This is a genomic window from Saccharomonospora sp. NB11 (assembly GCF_015910535.1).
In the GTDB taxonomy this organism is placed as follows: domain Bacteria; phylum Actinomycetota; class Actinomycetes; order Mycobacteriales; family Pseudonocardiaceae; genus Saccharomonospora.
Map to the genome: position 1 here is coordinate 329,567 of NZ_JACBJG010000005.1, position 17,785 is coordinate 347,351.

Below are 17,785 nucleotides of genomic sequence, written 5' to 3' on the forward strand. Positions count from 1 at the left end.
GGCCGTACGGACGACGACGACGTACGACACGACGTACGAGACTGCCTGCCGAGGAGTGAGAAGTGACCGACGCTGAAGCCGACCTGGTGATCCTTGGTGGCGGATCCGGTGGTTACGCCGCGGCGTTCCGCGCGGCCGAACTGGGCCTTTCCGTCACCCTCATCGAGAAGGACAAGCTGGGCGGCACCTGTCTGCATCGTGGCTGCATCCCGACCAAGGCGCTGCTGCATGCCGCCGAGGTCGCCGACTCGGCTCGGGACGGCGAGCAGTTCGGTGTGAAGACCGTGTTCGAAGGCGTCGACATCGCCGGCGTCCACAAGTACAAGGACTCCGTCATCTCGCGCCTCTACAAGGGGCTGCAGGGTCTGGCGAAGGCCAACAAGGTCAACCTCGTGCAGGGCGCGGGCACCTTCGTCGGCGGCACCACCGTGGAGGTCGAGGGCACCCGCTACACCGGCAAGAACCTGATCCTCGCCACGGGCTCGTACTCGCGGACGCTGCCCGACCTGGAGCTCGGCGGTCGGATCATCACCAGTGACGACGCCCTCACGCTCGACTTCGTGCCGAAGAAGGCCGTCGTGCTGGGTGGTGGCGTGATCGGCGTCGAGTTCGCCAGCGTGTGGGCGTCCTTCGGCACGGAGGTCACGATCGTCGAGGCGCTGCCCCGGCTCGTGCCCGCCGAGGACGAGTTCTCGTCGAAGCAGTTGGAGCGGGCCTTCCGCCGCCGCAAGATCGCGTTCAAGACGGGCGTGAAGTTCACGGGCGCGAAGCAGGACGAGAACGGCGTCACCGTGTCGTTGGAGTCCGGCGAGACGCTGGAGGCCGACGTCCTCCTCGTCGCCGTCGGCCGAGGCCCGAACACGGCCGGGCACGGCTACGACGAGGCCGGTGTCCGGATGGAGCGCGGTTTCGTGCTCACCGACGAGCGGCTGCGCACCAACCTGCCGAACGTCTACGCCGTCGGCGACATCGTGCCCGGCCTGCAGCTCGCCCACCGCGGCTTCCAGCAGGGCATCTTCGTGGCCGAGGAGATCGCGGGGCTCACCCCGACGCCGATCGACGAGTCGGGCATCCCGCGGGTCACCTACTCGCACCCCGAGGTCGCGTCGGTCGGTCTCACCGAGGCGCAGGCGCGTGAGAAGTACGGCTCGGACATCACGACCTTCACCTACGATCTGGCGGGTAACGGTAAGAGCCAGATCCTGAAGACATCCGGTGCGGTGAAGCTCATCAAGGCTCCCGACGGCCCCGTCGTCGGTCTGCACTTGGTCGGGGACCGCGTCGGCGAGCTGATCGGCGAGGCTCAGCTCATCTACAACTGGGAGGCCTTCCCCGAGGACGTGGCCCCGCTGATCCACGCCCACCCCACCCAGACCGAAGCTCTCGGCGAAGCGCACCTCGCCCTGGCGGGCAAGCCGCTGCACGTGCACGGCTGAGCTGTTTCGACAACAGCGCGGGCGGCACAGCCGACGCAGCAACTCGGACCACACCAGCACACACAAGGAGTCAGCAAACGATGGCGTACTCCGTCACACTGCCGGAGCTCGGTGAGAGCGTCACGGAGGGCACCGTCACCCGGTGGCTGAAGCAGGAGGGTGACAGGGTCGAGGTCGACGAGCCGTTGCTCGAGATCTCCACCGACAAGGTCGACACCGAGGTCCCCTCGCCGGTCGCGGGCACTCTGCACAAGATCGTGGCGCGTGAGGACGAGACCGTGGAGGTCGGCGGCGAGCTCGCCGTGATCGACGACGGTTCCGGCGGCACCGCCGAGCCCGCGCCGAGCGCGGAGGCGGCCCAGCCCGCGGAGCAGGCCCCGGCCCAGCAGGAAGCCCCCGCGGCCCCCGCCGCGCAGCAGGCGGCTCCGGCGGCACCGGCCCCCTCGGCCGGCGCGGCGTCGGGCACGCCGGTGACGCTCCCCGAGCTCGGTGAGAGCGTCACGGAGGGCACCGTCACCCGGTGGCTCAAGCAGGTCGGCGACACGGTCGAGGTCGACGAGCCGCTGCTTGAGATCTCCACCGACAAGGTCGACACCGAGGTCCCCTCGCCGGTCGCGGGCACGGTGCTGGAGATCAACGTCGCCGAGGACGAGACCGTGGAGGTCGGCGGGCAGCTCGCCGTCGTGGGTTCGGCCGACGCCGCGCCCGCGCCGAAGGCCCCCGCGGAGCCCACGCCGCAGCCGCAGCAGCAGGCAGCGCCGGAGCCGACTCCGGAACCCGCCGCCCCGCAGCCGTCGGCTCCCGCCCCGGCGCCCCAGGCCCAGCAGCCCGCCGCGAAGCCCGCTCCCGAGCCCGCGAAGGCTCAGCCCGCCGCACCGGCCCCGGAGCGCGACGGTGCGGGAACGCCGTACGTCACGCCGCTGGTGCGCAAGCTCGCGGCCGAGCACGGCATCGACCTGAACACCGTGAAGGGCAGCGGCGTCGGCGGCCGTATCCGTAAGCAGGACGTGCTGGCCGCCGCCGAGGCGAAGCAGAAGCAGCAGGAGACCGCGGCCCCGGCTCAGCCCGCGGCTGCCGCGGCCTCCGCTCCGGCCAAGTCCAGCGGTCCGGCGCCGGTGTCGGACGCCGAGAAGGCCGCGCTGCGCGGGACCGTGCAGAAGGCCAACCGCATCCGCCAGATCACGGCGATCAAGACCAAGGAGTCGCTGCAGGTCTCGGCTCAGCTCACGCAGGTGCACGAGGTCGACGTCACCAAGGTCGCGCAGCTTCGGAAGCGGGCGAAGGCCGCGTTCCGCGACCGCGAGGGCGTGAACCTGACGTTCCTGCCGTTCTTCGCCAAGGCCACGGTCGAGGCGCTGAAGCAGCACCCGAACGTCAACGCCTCGTACAACGAGGAGACGAAGGAGATCACCTACCACGCCTCGATCAACCTCGGCGTGGCCGTGGACACCGAGCGTGGTCTGCTGTCCGTGGTGATCCACGACGCGGGTGAGCTGAGCCTGGCGGGCCTGGCCCACCGCATCGCCGACCTGGCCGACCGGGCTCGCAACAACAAGGTGACCCCGGACGAGCTCACCGGCGGCACGTTCACGATCACCAACCTGGGCAGCAACGGCGCGTTGTTCGACACGCCGATCATCGTGCAGCCGCAGTCCGGCATCCTCGGTGTCGGCGCGGTCGTGCGACGCCCGGTGGTCGCCAGCGACGCCGACGGCAACGACACCATCGCCGTCCGCTCGATGGCCTACCTCCCGCTGACCTACGACCACCGTCTCATCGACGGTGCCGACGCGGGCCGGTTCCTCACGACGATCAAGCAGCGTCTCGAGGAAGGCAACTTCGAGGACGAGCTGGGTCTCTGAGCCGCCGCTTCACGCACGCGGGGGCGTCCGCCGACACAGCGGGCGCCCCCGTGGCGTGTGCGGCCTAAGGTGTGTCCATGCGGGTTCTCGTGGCCGGTTCCAGCGGGCTGATCGGTTCCGCCCTTCGTTCCCGGTTGCGGGAACTGGGGCACGACGTGGTGCGGCTCGTCCGCCGTGCTCCCTCCGCACCGGACGAACGTGGTTGGGACCCGCCGTCCGGCCGGATCGACGACCACGCCTTCGACGGCGTCGACGCCGTGGTCGACCTGTGCGGGGCCCCGCTGGCGTCCGGGCGATGGAGCGCCGCCCGCAAGCAGGTGCTGCACGACTCGCGTATCGAACCCACCGAGGTCCTCGCCGAGGCCGTCGCCGACCACGGTGTTCCGGTCCTGATCAACGCCTCGGGCATCAACTACTACGGCGACACGGGCGACCGCGAGGTCGACGAGTCGGCTCCCGCCGGCCACGGCTTCCTGCCACGGCTGTGCGCGGAGTGGGAGGCCGCCTGTTCACCGGCCTCGCGCGCCGGGAGCCGGGTGGTGTTCCTGCGCACCGCCCCGGTCCTCACGTGGCAGGGAGGCATGCTTCACCTGCTCCGCCCCCTCTTCCTGCTCGGCCTGGGCGGCACGCTCGGCTCGGGGCGGCAGTACTTTCCGTGGATCAGCCTCACCGACATGGTGGAGGCGATCGTCTTCTGCCTCACCACCGCCGAGGTCTCCGGGCCGGTGAACGTCACCGTCCCCCACCCGGTCACCAACGCCGAGTTCACCAAGGCGATGGGGCGCGCGTTGCGCAGGCCGACGCCGTGGCGCGTTCCGGGGCCGGTCCTTCGCGGCGTGCTCGGCGAGGCCGCCGACGAGATGGTGCTCACGGGGCCACGGGCCGTTCCCGGCGTGCTCACGCGACACGGCTTCCGCTACGCCGTCGAGGATCTCGACCGGGCGCTGTCGACGTCGGCTCCGTAGGTCATCGCCGTCGTGATCCGCACCGGGACCCGGACACACCCGTACGTCCTGCTCGGCGTCCTGTGCTGTGCGGCGTTCGTCGGGCTGGGTCTCGTGGTGCGCCACGCCCCCGGCCCGCTCGACCGGCTGCTGCGCGACACCGTGGGCACGTTGTGGCAGGGCGAGTTCGGCACGGTCGCGTGGCTGCTCAGCGCGGTGCTCGGGCCTGTGCTGCCGCTCCTGCTCGGGGCGGGGCTGCTGGTCGCCACCGTGCTGTGGCGTCTCCGAGGCGACCCGCGTGCCGGGGTGACGCTGCGGGTGCTCGTGCTCCTGCTGCTCTGTCGCCTCACCTCGTGGGTGGCCAAGCCGCTGTTCGCACGGCAGCGGCCCCGCGAGTACGCCGACTTCTCGTACCCCAGCGGGCACGTCGTGTCGGTGGCCTGCACGGGTGTGGCCGTGGTGGTGCTGTGCGTGTGGCTCGCGCCCACCGTCACGTCCCTCGCACGCACGGCGGCGGTGACGGCCACGCTGCTGGCCTGCGCCGCCCGCCTCACCTACGGGGTGCATTGGCTCACGGACGCCCTGGGCGCCGTGCTGGCCGTGTCCGGGGTCGCGCTGTTGGCGTGCCCGGCGTTGCGGTTGCTGCCCGCTCCCCGACCCGGCCCGACCACGGCGAAGGACGGCACCACCGGCGCCGAGCGGTAGCCTCGATGCCGTGAGCCAGAAAGCGACCCGTTCCTGCCGCGAATCCACCGACCCCGTGGACGTCCGCCCCATCGGCACCATCGACTACCTCGAAGCCTGGGACCTCCAGCGCCGACTGGCCACCGCCCGCGCGGACGGCGAGGCTCCCGACACGATGCTGCTGCTCGAACACCCGTCGGTGTACACGGCGGGCAAGCGCACGCAGCCCGAGGACCGCCCCACCGACGGCACGCCGGTGATCGACGTCGACCGCGGTGGCCGCATCACGTGGCACGGGCCGGGCCAGCTCGTCGGGTACCCGCTCGTGAAGCTCGGCGATCCCATCGACGTCGTCCAGTACGTGCGGCGGATCGAGCAGGCCCTGATCTCGGTGTGCGACTCCTTCGGCCTGTACGCCGGACGGGTCGAGGGTCGCAGCGGCGTGTGGATTCCCGCCGACGACACCCGACCCGAGCGCAAGATCGCCGCCATCGGCATCCGCGTGCAGCGCGGTGTCACGATGCACGGCTTCGAACTGAACTGCGACGCCGACCTCAGCGCCTTCGACCGCATCGTGCCGTGCGGCATCTCCGACGCGGGCACGACGTCGCTGACGCAGGAGCTGGGCCGCACGGTGACCGTCGAGGAGGCCCTGCCCCTCGCCAGGGACGCGGTGCTGGCCGCGCTGGACGGCGACCTTCCGGTGACCGACGATCGCTGGATTCCGCGACCGCAGCCACCGGAGGCCGCCGGGGTGACCTTCGCACTGCACCGGTCCTGACGTCCGGCCGACCGCCGGTCAGGCGACCTGCGGCATGATCTCCGAGGCGATCAGCTCCAAGTGGTCGAGGTCGCTCAGGTCGAGCACCTGCAGGTAGAGGCGGCTGATGCCGGTGGCCTCGCGCCACCGGCCGATCGTGTCCACCGCCTCGGCCACGCTGCCCGCGACGCCGTTGGTCTTGAGTTCGTCGACCTCGCGACCGATGGCGTCGGCCCGGCGGGCCACCTCGGCGTCGTCACGTCCCACGGCCACCACGAGCGCCGCCGACCGCGTGATGTCACCACGCTGCCGCCCCAGCGCCTCGGCCGCCGCGTCGACCCGTTCGTACTGCGCCTTGGCCGTCTCGATGTCGTTGAAGGGCACGTTGAACTCGTCGGCGTAGCGGGCGGCGAGTTCGGGGGTGCGCTTCTTGCCCGTGCCGCCCAGGATCACCGGCGGGCGCGGACGCTGCGCAGGCTTGGGCAGACCGGGTGCGTTCTTGAGCGTGTAGTGCTCGCCGTCGAAGGAGAACGTCGTGTCCTCGGGCGTGTCCCACAGGCCGGTGATGATCGCGAGCTGCTCGCTGTAGCGGTCGAACAGCTCACGCGTCGGGGGCAGGTCGATGCCGTAGGCCGTGTGCTCGTCGGCGTACCAGCCGGACCCGAGCCCGAACTCGATGCGTCCGCCGGACATCTGGTCGACCTGGGCGACCGAGATGGCCAGCACGGACGGGTGCCGGAAGGTCGCCGCCGTCACCAACGTGCCCAGGCGGATGCGCGACGTCTCCCGCGCCAGCCCGGCGAGCGTGATCCAGGCGTCGGTGGGCCCGGGAAGGCCGCTCACCGATCCCATCTTGAGGTAGTGGTCCGATCGGAAGAATGCGCCGAATCCGGCGTCCTCGCTGGCTTTGGCCACGCGCAGCAGGTCGTCGTAGGACGCGCCCTGCTGGGGCTCGGTGAAGATCCTCAGTTCCACGTGGTCGAGCGTAACGGGGTCACTGCTGCCGCGAAGCCGCCCTCACCTGCTCGAGTAGCGCGACGACGACCTGCTCCACCTCGGCCCCGACCCGTTCCGGTTCGGCCGAGCTCGCGATCTCGGTGGCGGCGCTGGACAGCGCGCCGAACAACAGGCGCGTGGTGACGTCCACGGGCACGCTCACGAGGTCGCCCGCGTCGATGAGGTCGCAGAGTGCGTCCTTGATGAGTCCGAAGCTGTAGCGGTCCTCGGCCTCCCGCCACCGCGCCCACCCCATCACCACCGGCGCCTCGTGCAGCGCGATCCGCTGGTACGCGGGGTCGAGGCAACTGGAGATGAACTCCCTCAGCGCGAGCAGCGCCCGGTCCCACGGCGGCTGGTCGCCCTTGAGGATCTTCTCCAGCCGCCCTTTGACGTCGCTCTCCACCGCGTCGAGCGCGGCCTCGAAGATCGCTTGCTTGCCGTTGAAGTGGTGGTAGAGCGCGCCCTTCGTCACCCGCGCGCGGCGGGCGATCTCGTCGAGCGACGTCCCCGCGTAGCCACGGTCGGTGAACAGCGCCACCGCGCTGTCGACCAACGCCTGTCGTGTCGACTCGGCGTAGCCGTCCCGTCGTGACCGGGCCGCGCCCGGCCCCGTTGCTCTCGTCGTCGCCACGATCCCGACCTTACGCGGCCCTGTTGTACTCCCAGGAGGTCACATACCAATGGTATGGTGATCACTGGGACATACCGGCAGTATGCATCAGACCACCGGTATGGGGACGTCCCTGCAGGCACGCCGGAAGGGAACAGGCCGATGGGTTGGAGCGACTTCCACCGCCGCCGCGCCGTCATGGATCGCGTGCTGGCCGAGGCCCGCCGCGAGGGCCGCATTCCGTTCGACCTCCCTTCGGACCTCGTCGCCGAGGTCCGTGACGTCTTCGGCACCGAGGAACGACTGCTCCAGGCGTTGCACCACCGCTGGTCGCAGGTGCTCGCCGGACATCTCCGCGCCGAGGGCGTGGAACCCGAGCAGGCCGAGACCGCCGACGAACACGCCGACGGCGTCGACGCCGTGTCGCGCGCCTGGCGAGCCGCGGTGCGGCGGCACCCGACGTTGCACGCCGTGGTGACCGCCTCCGTCGCACGTCACCCGTCCCTGCGCCGGGCGCACGAGGAGCAGCTTCGACTGCTCGCCCTGTTGTCGGGCCTGGCCGAGCCCCACGAGCCGCACGACGAGCTGGTCGCGGTCGGTGCCACGGTCGTGGCCCTGTTCGGTCGCCGTGAGGCCGAACGCTCCGAACGCCGCCCCGCCGCGTCCCCGCTGGGTCAACTGCTGCGCCGCCTCGCGCCGACGGCCTGAGCACCCGATCCTGAAGACGATGCGCTCCTGGACCGACGCCGACATCGGCGATCAGACCGGCCGCACGGTGCTTATCACCGGCGCCAACTCCGGCCTCGGGCAACGCACCGCCGAGGTGCTGGCCCGCCGCGGCGCCACCGTGCTGCTCGCCTGCCGTTCCGCCGACCGGGGCCGGCGCGCGCTCGCCGCCGTCGAGTCCGTCGCGACGGCACGTCCTCACCTGCTGTCCTGCAACCTTGCCGACCTGGCGTCCGTACGACGCGCCGCCGACCGGGCCAGGGAGCTGACCGGCGACCGCCTCGACGTCCTCGTCAACAACGCCGGGATCATGGCCCCGCCGCGCGCGACCACCGCCGACGGCTTCGAGCTGCAGTTCGGCGTCAACCACCTCGGTCACGCGGCCCTGACGTGGCTGCTGGCCCCCGCACTGCGCCGGGGCACCGACGCCAGGATCGTCACCGTCGCGAGTCTGGTCGGGCACCGAGGCAGGGTGCACCTCGCCGATCCGAACTTCCGCCGACGCCGCTACAACCCGCTCGCGGCGTACGCCCAGTCGAAGCTGGCCAACCTGCTCTTCGCACGGGAGTTGCACCGCAGGCTCGCGGGCACGTCGGTCAGCAGCCTCGCCGCGCACCCCGGCTACTCCGCGACCGGCCTCGTCACCACCATGGCGCGGGCCTACCCGCCACCGCTGCGCCGGCTCGCGGTGCCGTTCGCCCGTGTGGCCGACCTCGTCGGCCACACGGGCGAACGGGGGCTCTGCCGCAGCTCCACGCCGCCACCTCACCCGAGGTGACCGGGGGCGACTACGTGGCCCCCGGCGGGCCGGGCGGCCTGCGAGGACGTCCCCGCCCGGTGCCGTGGCCACGCCGGGCCCTCGACCCGGCCCTCGGCGCCGCGCTGTGGGAGCTGACCGCCGAGTTGACGGGCATCACCCCCGATCCCGTGTAGTCGAGTTGTCTCACCCCACGGGCGTAGGCTGGTCCGCGTGACTGTGGTGCCGGAAGGTCGGAAGCTGCTGCGGCTCGAGGTCCGCAACAGCCAGACACCGATCGAGAAGAAGCCGTCGTGGATCAAGACCCGCGCTCGCATGGGCCCCGAGTTCACCGAACTCAAGGGACTGGTTCGCAGCGAGGGCCTGCACACCGTCTGCGAGGAGGCAGGGTGTCCCAACATCTACGAATGCTGGGAGGACCGCGAAGCCACCTTCCTCATCGGCGGCGACCAATGCACGCGGCGCTGCGACTTCTGCCAGATCGACACCGGTAAGCCCGCCGAACTCGACCGCGACGAGCCGCGGCGTGTCGCCGAGAGCGTCAGGGCCATGGGCCTGCGCTACTCGACGGTGACGGGCGTCGCCCGCGACGACCTGCCCGACGGCGGGGCCTGGCTGTACGCCGAGACGGTGCGGCAGATTCACGCGATGAACCCGGGAACGGGCGTGGAGCTGCTCATCCCGGACTTCAACGCCGACGACGAGCAGCTCGCCGAGGTGTTCTCGGCCGAGCCCGAGGTCCTCGCGCACAACGTCGAGACCGTCCCCCGCATCTTCCGCCGCATCCGGCCGGGCTTCCGCTACGAGCGGTCGCTCGAGGTGATCCGGCGGGCCCGTGAGGCCGGGCTGGTCACGAAGTCGAACCTGATCCTCGGCATGGGCGAGACGCCGGAGGAGGTCGAGCCCGCGATGCGCGACCTCGTGGAGGCGGGCTGCGAGATCCTCACCATCACGCAGTACCTCCGGCCGTCGGTCCGCCACCACCCGATCGATCGCTGGGTCAAGCCCGAGGAGTTCGTGGAGCACACGAAGACCGCCGAGGCGCTCGGCTTCGCCGGGGTCATGGCGGGCCCGCTGGTCCGTTCGTCGTACCGGGCGGGCAAGCTCTTCGCCCAGACCAAGGCCCACCGCGGTGAGCCGCTCCCCGAGAACCTGCAGCACCTCGCCGCAGCCGCCCCTGCCGCCCAGGAGGCCAGCAGCGTTCTCGCCCGACTGAGCTGACCGTACGGTTCGACAACGAATCAGGGAATTCACCGGAGATGGGCGAACCGAACGGCCGCTACCGTCGTCGTAACTCATGGCCCCGCCCACTCGTCCGTCCGGGCGAGGGCATCAGTTCACGACACGCAGGGGGACACCGGTGGTAACTGAAGTGCTCAATTGGCTGCAGAGCCTGCCGCAGCCGGCACTGGTCGGAGCGACGGGACTGCTGGTCCTGCTTGAGTGCACGGTCGGTCTGGGGTTCATCGCGCCCGGTGAGTCCGGGCTGCTGATCGCCGCCACGACCGCCACGACGGTCCCCCGGTTCGCCGTCCTGGTTCTCGTCGTCACGGTGTGCGCCGGGATCGGCGACTCGATCGGCTACGCCATCGGTCGCCGGTTCGGCCCCCGGCTGCGCGAGACGAAACTGATTCAGCGCTACGGCACCGACGCCTGGGACAAGGCCACCGGAATCCTGCAACGTCGCGGCGCGTGGGCCGTGTTCTTCGCCCGCTTCCTGCCGGTGGTCCGCACGCTCACGCCCGCGGCCGCGGGCACCTCGGGCCTGCCGTACCGGAAGTTCCTTCCCGCCGTGGTGAGCGGCGCGTTCTGCTGGTCATGCCTGCACGTCGGACTCGGTGCCGCGCTCGGAGAGGCCGCCCGCAGGGTGGAGGGAATGCTGAGCACCGGAGGCGCGATCGTGGTCGGCGTGCTGGCCGTCGTCGCCGTGTTCTTCCTCGTGCGGTTCAAGAAGAAGAAGGCCGCGGCGGCGCTCACCACTGCGGCGAACTCGCCCACGGACGACCGCGACTGAGCGCGAGAGAACAGAGTTCGGGTGGGTCCCGTCCCCTTCCAGCCGGGGCCCACCCGAAACAGCAACCTCCGAAGCGGTCCCGGTCGATCCCCCGCGGTCGCCGAGTGCCGTCACTGCGAGTTACCACGACCTGAGTCGAGCGTCCCTCCCCAACCCGGAAATCGGTGGGGTCTCGCCGAAGGTTGACTCAAGGGTCACCCAACCGTTCGGGCTACGCCAGTTGAGATGAACGGCCTAGCCCGAGCATCACTCCAACGGAGTAGTGGCGCGGGCGGTTCGCTGTCGCCGCTGCGGATCGACGCCCGGGCGTCGACGGAGGTCGACGACCGCGAGCGCCAACGCGAGCGCGACCAGCGCCACGGCGCTGAGCATCGCCCATCGGAGCCCGTCGTCGTAGCCGCCGTCCGACTCGATACCGATGTGGAAGACGGACGCCAGCACGGCCACGCCGATCGCGGTGCCGATGCGCTGCCCCGTCTGCAACGCTCCCCCGGCGACTCCCGCCATTCGTGTCGGGACGGCCTCCAGGGTGAGCGTGGTGTTCGGAGAGATCACCATGCCGCCACCGAACCCGGCGACCACCAGCGGCAACGCGACCGCGAACCCGGTGATCGACGCGTCGACCATCGGGCCGACGACACCGACGGCACCCAGTCCCAACAGCACGAGACACAGCCCGACGAGGGTCAGCACCCGCCCGAGGCGCGCCACCAACCGACCGGCCAGCGTCGCCGACACCGCGGCCCCGATGGCGAACGGCGTCACAACCAGGCCCGACTCCAGCGGCGTGTACCCGAGACCCTGCTGGAAGTAGAGCGCGAAGACCAACCAGATACCGGCGAACCCGGCGAAGTACACCGTGCCGATCGCGGCGCCCGTCGCATACCCCGGCGTCTCGGTGAACAACCGCACGTCCAGCAGCGGCGCTCCCCCACGCCGGACCACGCGCCGCTCCCACCACACGAAGGCGACCACACACGCCACCGCGACCAGCGGCATCCACCACAGCGTGCTCCACCCGCCCTGCTCCGACCGCACGAGCGGGAACAACACCCCGAGCACCGCGAAGCCCAACAGCACCACCCCGACGAAGTCGAGCTGCGAACGCAGGGGCGTCGTCCGTCTCGGTGCCTTGGGCAGCCACCGCAGGGCGAGCACGAACGCCAATGCGCCGATCGGGATGTTGACGAGGAACACCCAGCGCCACCCGTTCTCGGCGCCGAACAACCCGATGATCGCCCCGCCGAGGACCGGCCCCACGGCCGTCGACAGCGACACGGTCGTCCCGAACGCCCCGAACGCCCGGCCGCGTTCCGCCCCGCTGAACATCTCCTGGATGAGCCCGCTGTTCTGGGGCGTGAGCATGCCCGCCGCCATGCCCTGGAGCAGCCGCGCCGTCACCAGCATCGTCTCGTTCATCGCCGCGCCCGCCACTGCGCTCGTCAGCACGAACGCCGACAGCGCGATCAGGAACATGCGGCGTCGGCCCAGGGCGTCCCCGAGTCGTCCGCCCGACACGAGGACGAGGCCGAACGTCAACGCATAGCCCGACACGACCCACTGCACGCCGGCGGTGGACGCGCCGAGGCCCTCCTGGATGGAGGGCAACGCCACGTTCACGATGCTGACGTCGAGCAGCGACATGAACCCCGCAGTCAACGTGACGGCGAGTGCCCGCCACCGACGCGGATCGGGTTCGGCGGTCTGCGAGGTCACCACCTCACAGTAGAAAGAGCCGGCATCACGCGCTCGCCGCGATCCCGGGGATGCCCTTGAGCTCTCCCATCAGCATCGAGCTGACCGTCACCGAGTAGTCGTAGAGCGCGAACGTCGTCTCCGACGAGGCCCCGACCAGCTTCAACCGCACCGGGGTGTCACCGCGATGCGCCTGCAGGGTCTGCTTCAGCTCCGTCACCACGCTGTGCGTGATCTTCTCCGCCGACGCGACCAGCATCAGCGGCGGCTCCCCCTCACCGAGCGCGACGTCGCTCAAGTCGAGTGGCACCAGACCGGCGGCGAAGACCGACATCTTGTCCTCCCGCCAGTTCACGCGGCCCTTGACCACCACCGCGTTGTCCTCGACGAGATCGGCGGCGAACAGGGCGTAGGACTTCGGGAAGAACAGCACCTCCAGCGAGGCGTCCATGTCCTCGACCGTGCAGATGGCCCAGGGCTCACCCTTCTTGTTCACCCGTCGTTCGAGGGCGGTGATGAGACCCGCGATCTCGATCTCGCCTTCCTTCGGCGGGTCCGCCAGGATGGCCGCGATCGGTCGCTTGGCGTGCTTGCGCAGGATGCGTTCGGCACCGTCGAGCGGGTGCGCTGACACGTACAGGCCCAGCATCTCGCGCTCGTAGCCGAGCTTCTGCTTGCGCGGGTACTCCTCGTCGTCGAACTTCAGGTGTGCGAGCGGGGACGACGCCGTGCTCGGTGGCTCGCCGTCCTCACCACCGGTGCCGAAGAGGTCGAACTGCCCCATGGCTTCCTGGCGCTTGAGCGGCACCACCGCGTCGACGGCGTCCTCGTGCACCCGCATCATCGACAGCCGGGTGGCTCCGAGCGAGTCGAACGCACCCGCCTTGATCAGCGACTCGATGACCCGCTTGTTGCACGCCACCAGCTCCGACTTGTCCAGGAAGTCGGTGAACGAGGTGTACTTCCCCTTCTTCTCCCGCGTGGAGATGATCGACTCGACGACGTTGGCACCCACGTTGCGGATCGCGCCGAGCCCGAAACGGATGTCGTTGCCGACGGCCGCGAACCGGCGGTCGGACTCGTTGACGTCCGGAGGCAACACCCGGACCCCGAGCCTGCGGCACTCGGAGAGGTAGACCGCCGACTTGTCCTTGTTGTCGCCCACCGACGTGAGCAGCGCCGCCATGTACTCGGCGGTGTAGTTGGCCTTGAGGTAGGCCGTCCAGTACCCGACGAGCGCGTAGCCCGCCGCGTGCGACTTGTTGAACGCGTAACCGGCGAACGGAAGAATCGTGTCCCACAGGGCCTGGATGGCTTCCTTGGAGAACCCGTTCTCCTTCATCCCGGCCTCGAAGCCCTCGAACTCCTTTTCGAGAACCTCCTTCTTCTTCTTGCCCATCGCGCGACGCAGCACGTCGGCTCGACCCATCGAGTAGCCGGCGACCTTCTGCGCGATCTGCATGATCTGCTCTTGGTAGACGATCAGACCGTAGGTCTCGGAGAGGATGTCCGCGAGCGGCTCCTCCAGCTCCGGGTGGATCGGCGCGACCTTCTGCCGCCCGTTCTTGCGGTCGGCGTAGTTGTTGTGCGTGTTCATCGCCATCGGGCCCGGCCGGTACAGCGCGTTGACCGCGGCGATGTCGGCGAACTCGGTGGGCTGCATCCGGCGCAGCAGGTCCCGCATGGCGCCACCGTCGAGCTGGAACACACCCAGCGTGTCACCGCGACCGAGGAGCTTGTACGTCTCCGGGTCGTCCACGTCGAGCGTGTCGAGGTCGATCTCGATGCCGCGGTTGACCTTGATGTTGTCGATCGCGTCACCGATGACGGTGAGGTTGCGCAGCCCGAGGAAGTCCATCTTCAACAGACCGATGGCTTCACACGAGGGGTAATCCCAGCCGGTGATGATGGCGCCGTCGTCACGCTGCCACAGCGGAATGGCGTCCATCAGCGGCTCGCTGGACATGATGACCGCGCACGCGTGCACACCCGCGTTGCGGATCAGCCCTTCGAGCCCACGGGCCGTCTCGAAGATCGTCTTGACCTCGGGGTCGGTCTCGACGAGCGTGCGCACCTCGGCGGCCTCGGCGTAGCGCTCGTGCTCCGGGTCGACGATGCCCGACAGCGGAATGTCCTTCGCCATGATCGGCGGCGGCAACGCCTTGGAGATCTTGTCGGCGATCGCGTAGCCCGGCTGGCCGAAGTGCACGCGGGCCGCGTCCTTGATGGCGGCCTTGGTCTTGATGGTGCCGAAGGTGATGACCTGGGCGACCTTGTCGGCGCCGTACTTCTCCGTGGCGTAGCGAATCATCTCGCCGCGCCGGCGGTCGTCGAAGTCGATGTCGATGTCGGGCATCGACATGCGTTCCGGGTTGAGGAACCGCTCGAACAGCAGACCCAGCGGAATCGGGTCGAGGTTCGTGATACCCAGCGCGTACGCGACGAGCGCCCCCGCGGCCGAACCACGACCGGGACCGACCCGGATACCCACGCTGCGCGCGTAGTTGCAGAGGTCGGCGACGACGAGGAAGTACGCCGGGAACCCCTTCTGCGCGATGACGTTGAGCTCCATCTCGGCCCGCTCGACGTACCCGTCCGGGATGCCGTCGGGGAACCGCCATTCGAGGCCCTTCATGACCTCGTGGTGCAGCCACGACTCCTGCGTGTGGCCCTCGGGGACCTCGAAGACCGGCATCCGGTCCTTGTGGGCGTAGACGTCGGCATAGGACTCGACGCGTTCGGCGATGAGCAGAGTGGAATCGGTCGCCCCGGGAACCTCCTTGTCCCAGAACGCGCGCATCTCCTCCGCGGACTTCAGGTAGTAGCCGTCGCCGTCGAACTTGAAGCGGGTCGGGTCGGAGAGCGTCTTGCCCGACTGGACACACAGCAGCGCGGCGTGCGACTCGGCCTGGTCCTTGGTGACGTAGTGCGAGTCGTTGGTCGCCAACGGCCGCAGCTTCAACTTGTCGGCGATGTCGAGCAGTCCTTCGCGGACGGACCGCTCGATCGGCAGGCCGTGGTCCATCAGCTCCAGGAAGAAGTTCTCCTGGCCGAAGATGTCGCGGTAGTCGGACGCCGCCTGCAACGCCTCCTGCCGCTGTCCCAACCGCAGGCGCGTCTGCACCTCACCGGACGGACAGCCGGTGGTGGCGATGATGCCGTCGGCGTGTTCCGCGATCAGCTCGCGGTCCATTCGGGGCTTGCGGTAGTAGCCCTCCATGCTCGCCAACGAGGACAGCTTGAAGAGGTTGCGCAGCCCGGTAGCGTTGGCCGCGAGCATCGTCATGTGCGTGTAGGCACCGCCGCCGGAGACGTCGCCGCCCTCACCGAACTCGTCGGTGCCACGCTGCCCCTGGTGTCCCCAGAACACGGGCTTCTTGTGGAAGCGGCTCTCCGGCGCGACGTAGGCCTCGATACCGATGATCGGTTTGATGCCGGCCTTCGTCGCCTGCTGGTAGAACTCGTCGGCACCGTACATGTTGCCGTGGTCCGTCATCCCCACGGCCGGCATTCCCAACCGAGTCGCCTCGGCGACCAGCGGGGCCACCTTGGCCGCGCCGTCGAGCATCGAGTACTCGGTGTGGACGTGCAGGTGGACGAAGGAATCGTTCGACACCGCGGGAAAACCTCCGCAAACACCCAGGGACGGCCAAGACGTGGCGCCAGCTTAGCCCCGGCGACCGTCCGTCCCGGGACGGCATGCCGGGCGTGGCGCACGCCATCGCGAAGCCGCTCCCGGGGGTGCCCGAAGTGTGCCGGTTCGGCAAATCGAAACCAGTTGGCGTACTGTTATGCCTCGCCGCTCACCGCGCAATGGTTCACTGCACTCATGACACACGACCAGGCCCTCATCCTCCGCTACGCCGCCGGCTCCGACGTGGGGCAACACCGCGGCGGGAACGAGGATGCCTCCTACGCGACCGCGCGGCTGCTCGCCGTCGCCGACGGAATGGGTGGACACGCCGCGGGTGAGGTCGCCAGCGCCGAGGCGGTCGCCGCGCTCGAAGAACTCGACACGCGACTCGCTGACGCGAACCTGGACGAGGTCGATCTCGGCGCGGACCTGGCCGACGCGATCCGGGCCGCCGCCACCCGCCTCGAAGACCGTGTCGCGGACGATCCGGAACTCACCGGCATGGGCACCACGGTCACCGCGATGCTGTGGAACACGCCGCAGTTCGCGTTGGGTCACATCGGGGACTCGCGGTGCTACCGGCTCCGCGGCGACGAGCTGACACAGCTCACCCACGACCACACCATGGTGCAGACCCTCGTCGACCAGGGTCGTCTCACGCCCGAGCTCGCCGAACGCCACCCCAGTCGGTCGGTGCTCGTACGCGCGCTGCTCGCGGGCGTGTCCGCCGAGCCGGACATCACGCTGGACACCGCCGAGGCCGACGACGTGTACCTGTTGTGCTCCGACGGGCTCACCGACGTGGTCAAGGCCGACGGCATCAAGCAGGTGCTCCTGGAGGTCACGAGCAAGGGAACCTCGCTGGAGGACGCCGTCCAGGCCCTCATCGACGTCGCCAACGCGGGCGGTGGGCCGGACAACATCACCTGCGTGCTCGCGCACGTCGTCCCCGCCGAGTAGCGAGTCCCGTCGCCCTACGCTCGACACCCCGACACCCGGGTGGGCCCGAGGCCGCCGCCCCGGGTCCACCCGAAATCCCGCCTTCCGGCGGTCAGTGCGCCGCGCCGCGCCGCCAGATCCGCCGTCCCGGCGCGTGGCGGGTGCGGGTCGCGTCCGACCGCTCGGCACGGTCGTCCATCGACCCTCGCATCGAGCCCTCCGTCGGTTCCCGGTCCGCCCTGGGCATGCCGGTCACCTTCTTGCGGGCCGGCATGACCGCGAGCACGAGGCCGAGCACCGCCGTTCCGAGGTGCAACCAGTTGTCCGCCGTGTTGAGCGCCAACGGGTTGCCCAGGCCTCTCACCGGGTTCTCGGCGAACACACCCGTGATCGCGAGCCCCCACAGCAGCAGGACACCGAAGACGCCGAGCAACAGCCAGCCGTAGGTCCGAGCCGCACCCGAGTTCAACGCCATGAGCACGCCGAGCGCTCCGACGACGATGTTGACGACGTTGTGGAACGGGTTGATCGAGAACAACCAGAGCGTGCTGTGGGTGGCGTCCCCGAACCCGCCGAAACCGGTGATGATCAGTCCGATGATGCCGAGCGCAAGATAGATCAACCCGATCAGCCCGGCCAGCACCTGCACGGGCTGCAGCCCTCGCCGACGAGAACGGACTCGGGTGTCGGGACGGGTCATGACGGCCTCCTCCTCGGTGTGTGAC

14 protein-coding genes and 1 pseudogene are annotated in these 17,785 nt (G+C 69.9%); 10 read left to right on the forward strand and 5 right to left on the reverse strand.

Features of this window, described 5'->3' with window-relative positions:
* Positions 1-62: 62 nt before the first annotated feature.
* From lpdA to lipB, 5 genes are all read left to right on the forward strand, one after another.
* Positions 63-1,436 (forward strand): dihydrolipoyl dehydrogenase, encoded by a 1,374-nt coding sequence (gene lpdA / locus JAV51_RS10155; RefSeq protein WP_197320426.1) that lies wholly within the window; start codon positions 63-65, stop codon positions 1,434-1,436.
* 80 nt (positions 1,437-1,516) lie between these two features.
* On the forward strand, positions 1,517-3,298 hold the full coding sequence (gene sucB, locus JAV51_RS10160) for a 2-oxoglutarate dehydrogenase, E2 component, dihydrolipoamide succinyltransferase (protein WP_197320427.1): 1,782 nt from the start codon (positions 1,517-1,519) through the stop codon (positions 3,296-3,298).
* Positions 3,299-3,375: 77 nt separating this feature from the next.
* Positions 3,376-4,263 (forward strand): TIGR01777 family oxidoreductase, encoded by an 888-nt coding sequence (locus tag JAV51_RS10165; RefSeq protein ID WP_197320428.1) that lies wholly within the window; start codon positions 3,376-3,378, stop codon positions 4,261-4,263.
* 12 nt (positions 4,264-4,275) lie between these two features.
* Positions 4,276-4,947, forward strand: coding sequence for a phosphatidic acid phosphatase (locus tag JAV51_RS10170; RefSeq protein ID WP_374059008.1), 672 nt, complete (start codon positions 4,276-4,278; stop codon positions 4,945-4,947).
* A gap of 10 nt (positions 4,948-4,957) precedes the next feature.
* Positions 4,958-5,707, forward strand: coding sequence for a lipoyl(octanoyl) transferase LipB (gene lipB, locus JAV51_RS10175; protein WP_197320429.1), 750 nt, complete (start codon positions 4,958-4,960; stop codon positions 5,705-5,707).
* An 18-nt stretch (positions 5,708-5,725) separates the two neighbouring features.
* Here the strand turns inward: lipB and JAV51_RS10180 are convergent, their stop codons facing one another.
* On the reverse strand, positions 5,726-6,661 hold the full coding sequence (locus JAV51_RS10180) for an LLM class F420-dependent oxidoreductase (protein WP_197320430.1): 936 nt from the start codon (positions 6,659-6,661) through the stop codon (positions 5,726-5,728).
* 19 nt (positions 6,662-6,680) lie between these two features.
* The gene (locus JAV51_RS10185) at positions 6,681-7,316 is read right to left on the reverse strand and encodes a TetR/AcrR family transcriptional regulator (protein WP_197320431.1); all 636 of its coding nucleotides are present in this window, start codon (positions 7,314-7,316) and stop codon (positions 6,681-6,683) included.
* Positions 7,317-7,457: 141 nt separating this feature from the next.
* On the opposite strand from JAV51_RS10185, the gene JAV51_RS10190 reads away from it, so the two are divergent.
* The 4 genes and pseudogenes from JAV51_RS10190 to JAV51_RS10205 all read left to right on the forward strand — a co-directional run bounded on the left by JAV51_RS10190 (position 7,458) and on the right by JAV51_RS10205 (position 10,792).
* A complete protein-coding gene (locus tag JAV51_RS10190; protein ID WP_197320432.1) occupies positions 7,458-8,003 on the forward strand; it encodes a hypothetical protein in 546 nt (181 codons plus the stop codon).
* 19 nt (positions 8,004-8,022) lie between these two features.
* Positions 8,023-8,954 (forward strand): annotated as a pseudogene (locus JAV51_RS10195) (oxidoreductase).
* Between the two features lie 37 nt (positions 8,955-8,991).
* Positions 8,992-9,999, forward strand: coding sequence for a lipoyl synthase (gene lipA / locus JAV51_RS10200; RefSeq protein ID WP_197320433.1), 1,008 nt, complete (start codon positions 8,992-8,994; stop codon positions 9,997-9,999).
* Positions 10,000-10,138: 139 nt separating this feature from the next.
* Entirely contained in the window at positions 10,139-10,792 is a 654-nt protein-coding gene (locus JAV51_RS10205; protein WP_197320434.1) for a DedA family protein, read from the forward strand.
* Positions 10,793-11,038: 246 nt separating this feature from the next.
* Here the strand turns inward: JAV51_RS10205 and JAV51_RS10210 are convergent, their stop codons facing one another.
* Positions 11,039-12,508 (reverse strand): MFS transporter, encoded by a 1,470-nt coding sequence (locus JAV51_RS10210; protein ID WP_197320435.1) that lies wholly within the window; start codon positions 12,506-12,508, stop codon positions 11,039-11,041.
* A 25-nt stretch (positions 12,509-12,533) separates the two neighbouring features.
* Positions 12,534-16,103, reverse strand: a complete 3,570-nt coding sequence (dnaE, locus tag JAV51_RS10215) for a DNA polymerase III subunit alpha (protein WP_197320436.1) — start codon at positions 16,101-16,103, stop codon at positions 12,534-12,536.
* Positions 16,104-16,316: 213 nt separating this feature from the next.
* Between dnaE and JAV51_RS10220 the strand changes: the two genes are divergently transcribed.
* Positions 16,317-17,081 carry a PP2C family serine/threonine-protein phosphatase gene (locus JAV51_RS10220; RefSeq protein ID WP_197320437.1) on the forward strand — a complete coding sequence of 255 codons (765 nt, stop codon included), beginning with the start codon at positions 16,317-16,319 and terminating at the stop codon, positions 17,079-17,081.
* 91 nt (positions 17,082-17,172) lie between these two features.
* Here the strand turns inward: JAV51_RS10220 and JAV51_RS10225 are convergent, their stop codons facing one another.
* Complete coding sequence (locus JAV51_RS10225; RefSeq protein WP_197320438.1) at positions 17,173-17,760, reverse strand: DUF4383 domain-containing protein; 588 nt, start codon at positions 17,758-17,760, stop codon at positions 17,173-17,175.
* Positions 17,761-17,785: the final 25 nt, after the last annotated feature.